The sequence below is a fragment of the Methylobacterium sp. 22177 genome, assembly GCF_052045615.1.
GTDB lineage: Bacteria > Pseudomonadota > Alphaproteobacteria > Rhizobiales > Beijerinckiaceae > Methylobacterium > Methylobacterium radiotolerans.
In genome coordinates this window covers 1-12,597 of record NZ_JBQEPK010000011.1, presented here as the reverse complement: position 1 = coordinate 12,597, position 12,597 = coordinate 1, and the positions used below count along the sequence as shown (strand labels likewise).

Annotated in this window: 14 protein-coding genes; 10 read left to right on the top strand and 4 right to left on the bottom strand. The window is 71.8% G+C overall.

Features of this window, described 5'->3' with window-relative positions:
• Position 1: 1 nt before the first annotated feature.
• From uraD to ACTJK8_RS12575, 3 genes are read right to left on the bottom strand one after another with little or no spacing between them, the layout of a single operon-like run.
• A complete protein-coding gene (uraD, locus tag ACTJK8_RS12585) occupies positions 2-511 on the bottom strand; it encodes a 2-oxo-4-hydroxy-4-carboxy-5-ureidoimidazoline decarboxylase (RefSeq protein WP_043074965.1) in 510 nt (169 codons plus the stop codon).
• Positions 508-1,464 (bottom strand): allantoinase PuuE, encoded by a 957-nt coding sequence (gene puuE, locus ACTJK8_RS12580; protein ID WP_127992989.1) that lies wholly within the window; start codon positions 1,462-1,464, stop codon positions 508-510. Before puuE ends, uraD begins: the two co-directional genes overlap by 4 nt.
• 40 nt (positions 1,465-1,504) lie before the next feature.
• A complete protein-coding gene (locus ACTJK8_RS12575) occupies positions 1,505-2,758 on the bottom strand; it encodes a urate hydroxylase PuuD (RefSeq protein ID WP_440761985.1) in 1,254 nt (417 codons plus the stop codon).
• A gap of 275 nt (positions 2,759-3,033) precedes the next feature.
• On the opposite strand from ACTJK8_RS12575, the gene uraH reads away from it, so the two are divergent.
• The gene (gene uraH, locus ACTJK8_RS12570) at positions 3,034-3,387 is read left to right on the top strand and encodes a hydroxyisourate hydrolase (protein WP_012329906.1); all 354 of its coding nucleotides are present in this window, start codon (positions 3,034-3,036) and stop codon (positions 3,385-3,387) included.
• Positions 3,388-3,439: 52 nt separating this feature from the next.
• On the opposite strand, the gene ACTJK8_RS12565 is transcribed toward uraH, so the two are convergent.
• On the bottom strand, positions 3,440-4,339 hold the full coding sequence (locus ACTJK8_RS12565) for a helix-turn-helix transcriptional regulator (protein ID WP_024827478.1): 900 nt from the start codon (positions 4,337-4,339) through the stop codon (positions 3,440-3,442).
• Positions 4,340-4,504: 165 nt separating this feature from the next.
• Here ACTJK8_RS12565 and ACTJK8_RS12560 point away from each other — a divergent pair, with 165 nt between their 5' ends.
• The 9 genes from ACTJK8_RS12560 to urtA all read left to right on the top strand — a co-directional run.
• Entirely contained in the window at positions 4,505-5,086 is a 582-nt protein-coding gene (locus tag ACTJK8_RS12560; RefSeq protein WP_209651288.1) for a DUF308 domain-containing protein, read from the top strand.
• Positions 5,087-5,248: 162 nt separating this feature from the next.
• Entirely contained in the window at positions 5,249-6,043 is a 795-nt protein-coding gene (locus ACTJK8_RS12555; RefSeq protein WP_058607734.1) for an ABC transporter permease, read from the top strand.
• A gap of 158 nt (positions 6,044-6,201) precedes the next feature.
• Positions 6,202-6,666, top strand: coding sequence for an urease accessory protein UreE (gene ureE, locus ACTJK8_RS12550; protein WP_012329902.1), 465 nt, complete (start codon positions 6,202-6,204; stop codon positions 6,664-6,666).
• Positions 6,660-7,343 (top strand): urease accessory protein UreF, encoded by a 684-nt coding sequence (locus ACTJK8_RS12545; protein ID WP_012329901.1) that lies wholly within the window; start codon positions 6,660-6,662, stop codon positions 7,341-7,343. The genes ureE and ACTJK8_RS12545 overlap by 7 nt, the downstream gene beginning before the upstream one ends.
• 10 nt (positions 7,344-7,353) lie before the next feature.
• The gene (locus tag ACTJK8_RS12540) at positions 7,354-8,049 is read left to right on the top strand and encodes an urease subunit gamma (protein WP_012329900.1); all 696 of its coding nucleotides are present in this window, start codon (positions 7,354-7,356) and stop codon (positions 8,047-8,049) included.
• Positions 8,050-8,059: 10 nt separating this feature from the next.
• The gene (gene ureC / locus ACTJK8_RS12535; protein ID WP_012329899.1) at positions 8,060-9,772 is read left to right on the top strand and encodes an urease subunit alpha; all 1,713 of its coding nucleotides are present in this window, start codon (positions 8,060-8,062) and stop codon (positions 9,770-9,772) included.
• 42 nt (positions 9,773-9,814) lie between these two features.
• Positions 9,815-10,441, top strand: coding sequence for an urease accessory protein UreG (gene ureG / locus ACTJK8_RS12530; protein WP_012329898.1), 627 nt, complete (start codon positions 9,815-9,817; stop codon positions 10,439-10,441).
• 2 nt (positions 10,442-10,443) lie between these two features.
• On the top strand, positions 10,444-11,280 hold the full coding sequence (locus tag ACTJK8_RS12525; RefSeq protein WP_440761984.1) for an urease accessory protein UreD: 837 nt from the start codon (positions 10,444-10,446) through the stop codon (positions 11,278-11,280).
• Between the two features lie 175 nt (positions 11,281-11,455).
• On the top strand, positions 11,456-12,597 hold a 1,142-nt coding region (urtA, locus tag ACTJK8_RS12520), incomplete at its 3' end, for an urea ABC transporter substrate-binding protein (protein ID WP_440761983.1).

Below are 12,597 nucleotides of genomic sequence, written 5' to 3'. Positions count from 1 at the left end.
GTCAGTCCGCGACGAGGGCCTCCAGGCGCAGGGCGGCGATCCGTCCGACCTGCCGCAGGGCCTCGGCCCGCTCGGCCTCCGGCGGGTTGCCGAGCCGCTGCTCCAGCCGGGCGAGGATCGCGTCGCGGTCGAGGCCCCGGACGGCGATGATGAACGGGAAGCCGAAGCGCTCCGCGTAGGCCCGGTTGAGGTCCTGCAGTCGCGCCACCTCCGGGGAGGGGCCGCCCAGCAGGCCGCTTCCGGCCTGCTCGCGGCTGGAATGCGCGGTGAGCTCGCCGCGCTGTGCGGCCCGCCCGGCGAGTTCGGGATGGGCCCGCAGGAGGGCGAGCTGACGGACCCGGTCGGCGCCGGCCACCGCCGCCTCCATCGCCGCGTGCAGGTCCGCGCGCGCCGCGAAGGGCCCGCGGTCGAAGGCCGCCTCGGGGACCCAGGGGGAATGCTCGTAGACCTCGGCGAGGAGGTCCACGAAGGCGTCGCGCGCGAGCGCGTTGAGCGCGGCGACGGTGATCACGGGATCGTCCTCTCCGGGGTCGGTCCCGCCGCCGGGGCGCCGGGAGGATGGTGGGCCGCCCAGTGCCGGGCGATGTCGATCCGCCGGGTCACCCAGACGTCTGGCCGGGCCAGGACGTGGTCGAGGAACCGGGCGAGGGCCGGCAGGCGGGCGGGGCGCCCGACGAGGCGGCAATGCAGCCCGATCGACAGCATCTTCGGGGCGCTCGCCCCCTCCTCGTAGAGGCAGTCGAAGGCGTCGCGCAGGTGCGCGAAGAACTGGTCGCCCGACGGGAAGCCGCCGGGGATCGAGAAGCGCATGTCGTTGGTGTCGAGGGTGTAGGGCACCACGAGGTGGTCCCGGCCGGCGACCTGCACCCAGTAGGGCAGGTCGTCGGCGTAGCTGTCGGAATCGTAGAGGAAGCCGCCGTGCTCGACCACGAGCCGCCGGGTGTTCGGGCTGTCGCGGCCGGTATACCAGCCCAGCAGCGTCTCCCCGGTCAGGCGCTGGATCGTCTCGACCGCGCGGGCGAGGTGCTCCCGCTCGAGCGCCTCCGGGACGTCCTGGTAGGGCAGCCAGCGCCAGCCGTGGCCGGCGATCTCGTGGCCGTCGCGGAGAAAGGCCTCCACGGCGGCCGGGTTGCGGGCGAGCGCCTGCGCGACGCCGAAGACCGTGAGGGGCGCGCCGCGCTCGCGGAACAGGCGCAGGATCCGCCAGACGCCCGCGCGCGCCCCGTACTCGTAGAGGCTCTCCATGCTCATGTGCCGGGCGGGGAACGGCGTGGCCCCGGCGATCTCGGAGAGGAAGATCTCGGCGTGGGGGTCGCCGTCGAGGACGGAGCGCTCGCCGCCCTCCTCGTAGTTCAGCACGAACTGGACGGCGACGCGGGCGCCGCCGGGCCAGCGGGCGTCGGGCGGCGTCTCGCCGTAGCCGACGAAGTCGCGCGGGGGGCCGTCGGTATGCGGTGCGGTCACGGGCGGGATCCTGCGTGGGGCCGGAGGCGGGGCCTGACGGTTATCGCGCTGCCAGCCAGCGGGCGAGCGCCGCCCGCTCCTCGGGCTGCATGTCGGTGATGTTGTTGGGCGGCATCGCGTGGGTCAGGACGGCCTGCAGGCGGATGGCCGGCGCGAAGCGCGCGACGTGCTCGGGGCTGTCGAGGAGCACGCCCTTGGGCGGGCCCGTCATGCCCGGCCACAGGGGCTCGGCGGCGTGGCACATGGCGCAGCGCGTCCCGACCACGGCCATCACGGCGTCGTCGACCGCGGGGCCCTCGAGGGCGCCTGTCCCGGCCGCCGCGAGGCTGATCGCCGGGGCCGAGGCCGGCTCGGCGGCGGCCGACAGGCCGATCCGCTCGCGGGCGCCCGGCGAGGAGGCGACGCTGATCGCCACCGCCGCCGCCACGCAGGCCGTCGCGACGCCCCAGGTCCACCAGCGGTCGCCCCCGCCGGCGTTGCGCACGTTGAAGTAGTGCCGGACCACGCCGCCCGCGATCACCACGAGGCCGACGATGCTCCAGCTGTAGGGTGAGGACCACGCCATCGGGTAATGGCCGGACAGCATGAAGAACAGCACCGGCAGCGTCAGGTAGTTGTTGTGGGACGAGCGATTCTTCGCCTGCCTGCCCCAGGCGGGGTTCGGGACCCGGCCCGCGACCAGCTCGGCGATCGCCCTGCGCTGGTTGGGCATGATGACGAAGAACACGTTGCCGGTCATCCAGGTCGCGATCACCGCGCCCGTGTGCAGCATCGCGGCCCGGCCGGAGAAGACCTGCTGGAAGCCGTACGCGAAGGCGACCACGGTGAGGAACACGGCGGCCGCGAGCAGCGGCGGCCGGTTGGCCAGGGGCGAGCGGTTGAGCCCGTCGTAGATCAGCCAGCCGAGGGCGAGGGCGCCGAGGCCGATGGCCGCCCCGGTCATCGGCGTGATCACGCGGACCGCCGGATCGATCAGGTAGAGGTCGGCCTGACCGTAATAGACCCAGCACAGCAGCGAGAAGCCCGACAGCCAGGTCGCGTAGGATTGCCACTTGTGCCAGATCAGGTGCTCCGGCACGCGGTCGGGCGCGACGAGATACTTGCGCACCTGGTAGAAGCCGCCGCCGTGCACCTCCCAGGCCTCGCCGCCCTTGCCGGTCGGGATTGCCGGAATGGCGCGCAAGCTGGCGTCGAGATGCATGAAGTAGAACGACGCGCCGATCCAGGCGATCGCCGCGACGACGTGGGTCCATCGAATGAGGAACCCGCCCCATTCGTGCAGGATCGGATACATGGGACGGATCCTCCGCGATCTGTCACGGGGCCGGGTTCGGCCTCGATCGCGGCTCGTGGTTCGGCCCGAGCCGCTGCCCCGGGTGTGCCCGGAACCGGGGCCGGCAGCGACCCGCTCCGGCGCCAAGGACCTTCAAAATCGTTCGGAAAATGCCGAGCGCTTTCCGGGTTGTCCGAGTCCCCGCCGCGTGCTCCTCTCGCCCGTCTCCTTCGGCCCGACGGACCTCCGCCCGCAGCGGGCGGCGGGCGCGGGCCTCTCCGTCCGGGAGGACGCCGATGGGCCATCTTTCGACACACGTCCTCGACACGGCCGCGGGCAAGCCGGCGGCCGGGGTCACCGTCGAGCTCCGGCGCCTCGCCGAGGACGGCACCGGGGAGATCCTCGCGTCGGCCACGACCAACGGCGACGGGCGGACCGACGCGCCCCTGCTCGCCGGCGAGGCCCTGACGCCCGGGACCTACGAACTCGTCTTCGCCGTCGGCCCCTATTTCGCCGGGACGGGCGCCGGCGCCGAGCGACCCTTCCTCGACCGCGTGCCGGTGCGCTTCTGGGTCTCGGACCCCGACGCCAAGTACCACGTACCGCTGCTCATCACCCCGTGGAGCTACGCGACCTATCGCGGGAGCTGACACGGGGATGGGCCGGCATCGGCCCGGGCGGAGCGGGTCGGAGCGCCGGAGCTCAGCTTTCCAGCCGCGCTCCGGCCGCTCGACCGGTCGCCTCCCTGGGCGAGTGGCCGAACAGCGCCTTGTAGGCCCGGCTGAACGCCGCCTCCGACTCGTATCCGACGCGCAGCCCGATCTCGCCGACGCGCCCGTCGCCCGCGGCGAGCATGTCCCGCGCGAGGTTCAGCCGCCACTCGTTCTGGTAGCGCAGGGGTGAGCGACCGACGAGCGCGTTGAACCGCTCGCAGAAGCTCGAGCGCGACATGCCGGCGACGTCCGACAGGGTCTCCACGCTCCAGCGCTGCAGGGGCCTCTCGTGCATGACCTTGAGGGCGCGGGCGATCCGGGGATCGGCCAGGCCGGCGAGCCACCCCGATGTCCGGCCGAGATGAACCCAGGTCCGCAGCGTGCGTATGACCGCGAGGTCGATGATGCGGGAGATCATCAAGGCCGCGCCGGGTTCGGCGTCGGTCGTCTCGACGAGCAGGAAATGCACGAGGCCGTCGAGCCACCCGGCGCCCTCCTCGCGCCGGATGCAGATGTGCTGCGGCAGGAGCGCGATCATGCTGCGGAGACTGTAGGGATCGAACCAGAATCGGCAGACGACGACCTCCGCGCCCTCGGAGGCGATCAATCGCCCGGTTCCGAGGCCGTGAGGCAGGAACAGCAGGTCGCCGGCGCCGACTGTAAGAGCCGCCGCGCCGCCTTCGAGGCGCAGGGCGCCCGCGACCACCACGAGGACGTGACCTGCGCCGACATCCAGATCCAGGCGCTCGCCCGGCGCGACCGGCCGGGATTCGACGCGGTCGCCGGTCAGGCGGATCTGGGCGAGCACGTGTGAGAGCAGGTCGCCGGAGGCCGCGCTGCGCGGGCCGCCATCCGGAAGATCGGTCAAGTTTTCCAGCGTTTCCGACATGGTCGGCCTCGGCCCCCGATCCTACACGTGGATCCATCGCAGCGGGTATTCGCTCGGCGCATCCGGATCAACAAAGCTATAAATCGGCACCCGTCGTGTCCATCTGGGATGTTCACGAATAGATCCGGCCCGCCGCTCCGCGCTCATGACACGAAGGAGCCGACGATGAGAGCCGTCCCGCAGCACGATCGCGATCCTGCGTTGCCCTGGCTGAGCGCCTATTACTTCGTGCGTGCCGGGGTCGCCGCCGGCTGGGTGGCAGCCGCCCTCGCCTTCGGCAGAGGCATGCCGGCCGTCGCCGCGACGCTTCTGGTCGCGTATCCCGCCTGGGACGCGCTCGCCAACCTGGTCGACGCGCGGCGCAACGGCGGCCTCGCGGACAATCCCAGTCAGGCCCTCAACGCGGCGATCAGCTCGGTGACCGCGCTCGCGGTCGCCGTCGCACTCGGATGGGGGCCGAACGCGGTGCTCGCGGTGTTCGGCGCCTGGGCCATCCTCTCGGGACTGTTCCAGCTTCTGACCGGCGCGCGGCGCTGGAGGGCCGGCGCACAGTGGGCCATGGTCCTGAGCGGCGCCCAATCGGCGCTCGCCGGAGGCTTCTTCATCAAGCAGGCCGCCGGCGCCGCGGTCCCCGGGATCGTGGATGTCGCGCCCTACGCGGCGTTCGGCGCCTTCTATTTCCTCGTCTCTGCGGCCTGGCTGAGGGTGGCGATCATGCGCGACGCATCGCGGACGCGCGCCGCCTAGGCGGCGCGCGTCCGTGCGGGCCGGGCCTCGATCAACGACCCGGATCTCCCGGACACCGCGCCGAGGGGGCGACGTCGGACTGCAATCGCCCCCGAGAGAGCCTCCGCACATCTGCACCGTCGTCTCGTCCGGCCCTTCCCGGACCAGCAGAGGCCATGTTCCATGCGCGAGCGATCGAGCGCGAAGTCGCGAAAGAGTCCGTTCGAGGCCTACCTGCACGTCCTGCACGCGCTGATCCTGCGCGACATGCGCACCCGCTTCGGCGCGTCGATGTGGGGCTACGGGGTCGTCGTCCTCTGGCCGTGCGTGCACGTCTTCGTGCTGATCACGATCTACACGGTTCAGAAACTGGCCGCGCCGCTCGGCGACGACAGGGCGCTGTTCTTCGCGACGGGCGCCGTTCCCGTCCTCGTCTTCCAGTACATCTCGCGCGAGGTCATGAAGTCGGTGATCACCAATCGGCCCCTGACCTACTACCCGCAGGTGCGGCTGTTCGATCTGGTGTTCTCCCGCGTGCTCGTGGAGATCGTGACCGGCTTCCTGGCGTTGCTGGTCGTGAGCGCCGTGCTGGTCGCGCTCGGCACGGACCCGGTGCCGGCGGACCCGCTGACGGCGGTGGGCGGCTATCTCGCCGCCATCACGCTCGGGATCGGGATCGGCACGATCAACGTCGCGATCATCGGCTTCTTCCCCGGATGGCTGATCGGCTACGCCCTGTTCAGCATCGTCCTGTACGTCTCCAGCGGCGTTCTCTTCCTGCCGAGCTATCTGCCGGAGAGGCTCTATTACTGGGCCAAGTTCAACCCGGCCCTGCAGCTGGCCGAATGGATGCGGTCGGCCTATTACCCGGCCGCCGGACTTCAGGTCGACCACCTCTACGTCATCATGTTCGGCCTGACAGCGGCGAGTGTCGGCCTGTGCCTGGTCGTGCGCGGCGGCGGCCGGCTGCAGGGCTGAGCGGGGACGGGACGCCCGAGCCCGAGAGCGCCGTGCCGCGGTCGGCCGCGGCCGCCCGACCATCGAAAGAGGCCGCCCCGCGTCGCCCGGAGCGTCGACGGACTCGCTTTTGCTAGGCGCTCCCGCGGACGGATCCGGACGGGGGAGGAGCGGCCGACATGCGCGTCATTCATCGCATCCTGGGCAGCCGGCAGGACGCCGCGATGGCGCATCGCCTGCACCATCTCGCGCATCACGGCGCGGTGGACGTGCTCGTCGTGTCGAGCACCGACGTCGCCCGGCGGCGGATCCGCGCGACCACCCAGTCCGGCGAGGAGATCGCCCTGGCCCTGCCGCGGGACGAGCCGCTCTTCGACGGGGCCGTGCTGGCGCTGGACGCGGACCGCGCCCTCGTCGCACGGGTCGGCGCCGAGCGCTGGCTTCGCCTCGTCCCGGCAAGCCAGGCCGCCGCCCTCGAACTCGGCTACCACGCCGGCAACCTCCACTGGCGGGTGCGCTTCGCCGAGGGAGCCCTCCTGGTGGCCCTGGACGGGCCGGCCGACGACTACCTCGTCCGCCTCGGCGCCCTCGTCACCGACGGGCAGGTGACCCACACCATCCTCGACGAGGCGGCGCCGTGCTGAGCCGGCTCCTGTCCCTCCAGCAGGCCGACGCCGCGTTCCCGAGCGGGAGCTTCGCCTTCTCCAACGGGATCGAGGGCCTCATCGCGGGCGACCCGGCCTTCGACACGGAGAGCCTGACGCGGACGCTCACGGCCCTCGTGCGCTTCCGCTGGGCGGAGAGCGACCGCGTCGCCCTGATCCTCGCCCATCGCGCCGGCCCCGATCCGGTCCGGCTCGGCCGCGTCGACGCCGCCGTGGAGGCGGCCACGCTCGTCGAGGCGATGCGCACCGGGAGCCGGCGCAACGGCGCCTCCCTGCTGACCACGCACGCGCGGCTCGCGACACCCGGTGCCGCGGAGATCCGCGCCGCCATCCGGTCCGGGCTCATGCTCGGGCACCTCGCCACCGTGCAGGGCGCCCTGTGGCGCGCCCTGGGCCTGTCGGAACCCGAGGCGGCGGCCATCGCCGGCTATCAGCTCGTCTCCGGCCTGGTCTCGGCCGCGGTCCGGCTCGGGCAGGTCGGCGCCATCCAGGGTCAGCAGGCCGTGCAGGCGGTGCTGCCGCTCGTCGCGGAGATCGCCGAGCGGCCGGTGCCGGACGACCCCGACGGCGCCATCGTCCTCACGGGCTTCACGCCGCTGATCGAGGTCGCCGCGATGCGGCACGCGCGCGCCGACCTGCGCCTGTTCGCCAACTAGGGAGCGCGCGATGCTGCTCACGCCCACCGAGCTCGAACGTCTCACGATCTTCACCGCGGCCGAGCTCGCGCGCAAGCGCCGCGCCCGCGGCCTCAAGCTCAATTACCCGGAGGCGGTGGCGCTCATCACCGACGAGATCCTGGAGGGCGCGCGCGACGGGCGCAGCGTCGCCGACCTGATCGGCTGGGGCTCCACGATCCTGTCGATCGAGGACGTGATGCCGGGCATCGCCGCCATGCTGCCGATCCTGCAGGTCGAGGGCGTCTTCCCGGACGGGACCAAGCTCGTCACGGTCCACGAGCCGATCCGCGCCCGGGAAGGTGCTCCCGCCGACACCCTCGAGCCCGGCGCGATCCTGCCGGCCGACGGCGCGATCGAGCTCGCCGCGGGCCGCCCGCGGGTCACCCTCGACGTCGTCAACACCGGCGACCGCCCGGTCCAGATCGGCTCGCACTACCACTTCTTCGAGGTGAACCGCGCGCTCGACTTCGACCGGGCGGCGGCCCTGGGACACCGCCTCGACATCCCGGCCGGGACGGCGATCCGCTTCGAGCCGGGCCAGCGCAAGACCGTGACGCTGGTCGGCTTCGGCGGCGCCCGGGAGCTGACCGGGCTCAACGACCTGACGCAGGGGACCCTGCCCGACGACGCGGCGCGGGCGGCGGCCCTCGCCCGCGCCAAGGCCCGCGGCTTCAAGGGCGCCTGAGGAGAGTGCCATGGTGACGATCCCGCGCCGCGACTACGCCGCCCTCTACGGGCCGACCACCGGGGACGGGGTGCGGCTCGCCGACACCTCCCTGGTGGCGGTCGTCGAGCACGATCACGCCGTCTACGGGGACGAGTGCCTGCACGGAGGCGGCAAGACCCTGCGCGACGGGATCGGGATGGCGCCCGGGGTGACCGCCGCGCAGGGGGCGCTCGACTTCCTCCTGTGCAACGTCGTGGTGATCGACCCCGTCCTCGGCATCCAGAAGGGCGATCTCGGCATCAAGGACGGGCGGATCGTGGCGCTCGGCAAGGCCGGCAACCCGGCGATCATGGACGGCGTCGACCCGCGCCTGATCGTGTCGGCCGGGACGACGGTGCGGGACTGCGAGGGCCTGATCGCGACGCCCGGGGCCATCGACGTGCACGTGCATTTCGATTCCGCCGGCCTGCCGGACCACGCGATCGCCTCGGGCGTCACGACCCTGCTCGGCGGCTCGCTCGGGCCGATCACGGTCGGCATCGATTCCGGCGGCCCGTTCAACACCGGCCGCATGCTCCAGGCCGCCGAGGCCTGGCCGGTCAATTTCGGCTTCCTCGGGCGCGGCAACACCCACCGGCCGGCCGCCCTGAAGGAGCAACTCGAGACCGGCGTGCTCGGCCTCAAGATCCACGAGGACTGGGGCGCGATGCCGGCCGCGATCGACGCCTGCCTGGGCTTCGCCGACGCCTACGACTTCCAGGTCCAGCTCCACACCGACACGCTGAACGAGTCGGGGTTCGTGGAGGACACGCTGGCGGCGATCGGCGGCCGCACCATCCACATGTACCACACGGAGGGGGCCGGGGGCGGCCACGCGCCGGACATCATCCGGGTCGCCGGGCTGCCGCACTGCCTGCCGTCGTCGACGAACCCGACCAACCCCTACACGGTCAACACCTTCGACGAGCACCTCGACATGACGATGGTGTGCCACCACCTCAACCCGGCCCTTCCGGAGGACGTGGCCTTCGCGGAGAGCCGCATCCGCGCCCAGACCATCGCGGCCGAGGACGTGCTCCACGACATCGGGGCGATCGCGATGCTCGGCTCCGACAGCCAGGGCATGGGCCGGATCCACGAGGTCATCTGCCGGACGTGGCAGCTCGCCTCGAAGATGAAGGACCAGCGCGGCCCGCTCCCCGAGGAGAGACCGGGCTTCGGCGACAATGCCCGGATCAAGCGCTACATCGCCAAGTACACGATCAACGCCGCGCGCACCTTCGGCATTCAGGACCATATCGGCTCGCTGGAACCCGGCAAGATGGCCGACATCGTCATCTGGCGGCCGGCCTTCTTCGGGATCAAGCCGGAGCTCGTGATCAAGGGCGGCTTCATCGCCTGGGGCGCGATGGGCGATTCCGCCGCCTCGCTCATGACCTGCGAGCCGATGCTGATGCGCCCGCAATGGGGCGCCTTCGGGCGCGCCAAGCAGGCGCTCTCGGCCTGCTTCGTCCATCCCCTGGCGATCGAGGCCGATCTCGGCGGCCGGCTCGGCCTCCGCAAGGCGCTCCTGCCGGCCCGCGGGACCCGCACCCTCACGAAGGCCGACATGCTCTGGAACGACGCCTGCCCGGAGATCCGCGTCGACCCGCAGACCTTCGACGTCTTCGTCGACGGCGTGCTCGCCACCTGCGAGCCGGCCCGGACCCTGCCGCTCGCCCAGCGCTACATGCTGCGCTGAGCGCCGCCGAACCCCGACACCCCTCTCACGGCCCAGCTCCCCATGACCGACGTGACTCCCGCGAACGCCGCCCGGATCGGGATCGGCGGCCCGGTCGGATCCGGCAAGACCGCGCTGATCGAGCGGCTGATCCCCGTGCTGCAGGCGCGGGGCGTCGATCTCGCGGTGATCACGAACGATCTCGTCACCAAGGAGGATGCCGAGCGGCTGCGCCGCTCCGGGCTGATCGATCCGAGCCGCGTCGAGGCGGTGGAGGCCGGGGCGTGCCCGCACACGGTGATCCGGGAGGATCCGACCCTCAACATCGCCGCGGGCGACGCGCTGGAGGCGCGCTTCCCGGGGCTGCAGCTGCTCGTCTTCGAATCCGGCGGCGACAATCTCGCCTCGACCTTCTCCCTCGACCTCGTGGACTGGTGGATCTTCGTGATCGACGTGGCCGGCGGCGACGACATCCCGCGCAAGCGCGGTCCGGGCGTGCTGCGCTGCGACCTCCTCGTGATCAACAAGATCGACCTCGCGCCGCATGTCGGCGTCGACCTCGAGGGGATGCTGGCGGAGGCCGCGCGGGTCCGGGGCGGCAAGCCGGTGATCGCCACGAACGCGCGCGCGGGCCTCGGCATCGACCGGGTGGCGGATGCCATCGGCCGCGCCGTGCTGTTCACGCCCTAGCCGTGCCCGACGACATCCAGACCGGCCGCCGCGCGACGGCCCGCCTCGGCTTCGTGCGCGGCGGCGGCACCAGCGTGCTCGCCGACCAGCACGTGCCGTACCCGTTCCACATCACCAAGCCGTTCCGCCTGTATCCGCAGCGGCCGGAGCTGATCACCCTGTACCTGCAATCGGCCTCCGGCGGCCTCTACCGCGGCGACCGTCTGGGCCTCGACATCGCGATGGGCCCGGCTTCGGCGGCGCACGTCACCACCCAGGCCGCCACGGTCGTCCATCGCAGCGCCGATCGGCCGGCCCGCCAGGACACGCGGATCCGCGTCGCCGCGGACGCCTTCCTGCACTGCGTGCCCGATCCCCTGATCCTGTTCCCGGGCGCCGCCCTCTCGGCCACGACCCAGATCACGCTCGAGCCCGGCGCCCGGGCCGTCGTGTCCGAGAGCATCGCCTGCCACGACCCGGAGGGCCGCGGCAGGCCGTTCGACCGGGTCGAACTCGGCCTCGGCATCGAGACGGCGGCGGGGGCAGTCCTGGTCCGCGAGCGGGCCCGCATCGCCGGCGCGGAGTTCCACGCTCCCGACTCGCCGCTCGGCCCGTGGCGGGCCTACGGCGCCATGGTCATCCTCGGTCCGGCCCCGTGCCTGCCGGACCCCGGGGACGTCCAGGCCGCGGCCGACCGCACCGGTTGCCGGGCCGGGCTCAGCCCGCTGCCGAACGCGGCCGGCCTCGGCCTCCGGCTCCTCGCGCCCGACGGCGGGACCCTCGCGGCGGGCCTGGAGGCGGCCGCCGGTTGCGCCTTCGCGGCGCTGACCGGCCTCGCGCCGGCGCGCCGCCGCAAATAGCCCCCGAGGGCGGCACGCCGCCGGCGATATGGGCAGGCTGCCGATGTTTTCATCTTGAGGAAAGATATTTTCTTTGGAAGAAATATGCGTGCGGAGACGATCCCCTGCGTGACGGCTGATCCGCTGCGGATGGGGCGGCTCAACCCTCTCGGACGATCGGAAGGATCAGCCCGCCATGGTGACAGACGATCCCGCGCACTTCACCCTCCGCCGGCGCCTGCTGCTCGGCCTGGCGGCGGCGCCGCTGGCGGCCTCGCTGCCGCGCGTCGCGGCGGCCGCCGATGCCGGCGGGCTGGCGGTGACCGACCGCGAGGTGACGGTCGGCATCCTGCACTCGATCACCGGCACCATGGCGATCTCCGAGACCGGGCCGAGCCAGGGCGAGAAGCTGGCGATCCAGCAGATCAACGACGCCGGCGGCGTGCTCGGCCGCAAGATCAAGATCATCCAGGAGGACGGCGCCTCCGACTGGCCGACCTTCGCCGAGAAGGCCAAGAAGCTCCTCGTCAACGACCACTGCGCCGCCGTGATGGGCTGCTGGACCTCGGCGTCGCGCAAGGCGGTGCTGCCGGTCTTCGAGCAGTACAACGGCCTCCTCTACTACCCGACCTTCTACGAGGGCCTGGAGCAGTCGAAGAACGTCTTCTACACGGGCCAGGAGGCCACCCAGCAGATCCTCGCCGGCCTCGACTGGGTCCACAAGGAGAAGGGCGGCGACAGCTTCTACTTCATCGGTTCCGACTACATCTGGCCGCGCACCTCCAACAAGATCGCCCGCAGGCACATCGAGACCGTGCTCAAGGGCAAGGTCGTCGGCGAGGAGTACTTCCCCCTCGGCCACACGCAGTTCAACTCGGTCATCAACAAGATCAAGCTGACCAAGCCGAAGGTGATCTTCGCCGACGTGGTCGGCGGCTCGAACGTGGCGTTCTACAAGCAGCTGAAGGCGGCCGGCATCGACCTGTCGAAGCAGGTGCTGATGACGATCTCGGTCACCGAGGACGAGATCGACGGCATCGGCGGCGAGAACATCGCCGGGGCCTACGCCTGCATGAAGTACTTCGAGTCGATCCAGAACGAGAACAACAAGGCGTTCGTCGCCGCCTTCAAGAAGATGTGGGGCGAGAAGACGGTCATCGGCGACGTGACGCAGGCGGCCTATCTCGGCCCGTTCCTGTGGAAGATGGCCTGCGAGAAGGCCGGCTCGTTCGACGTCGACAAGGTGGTGGCGGCCTCGCCCGGGATCGAGTTCAAGGGCGCGCCCGAAGGCTACGTGAAGATCGACGAGAACCATCACCTCTGGTCGAAGACCCGGGT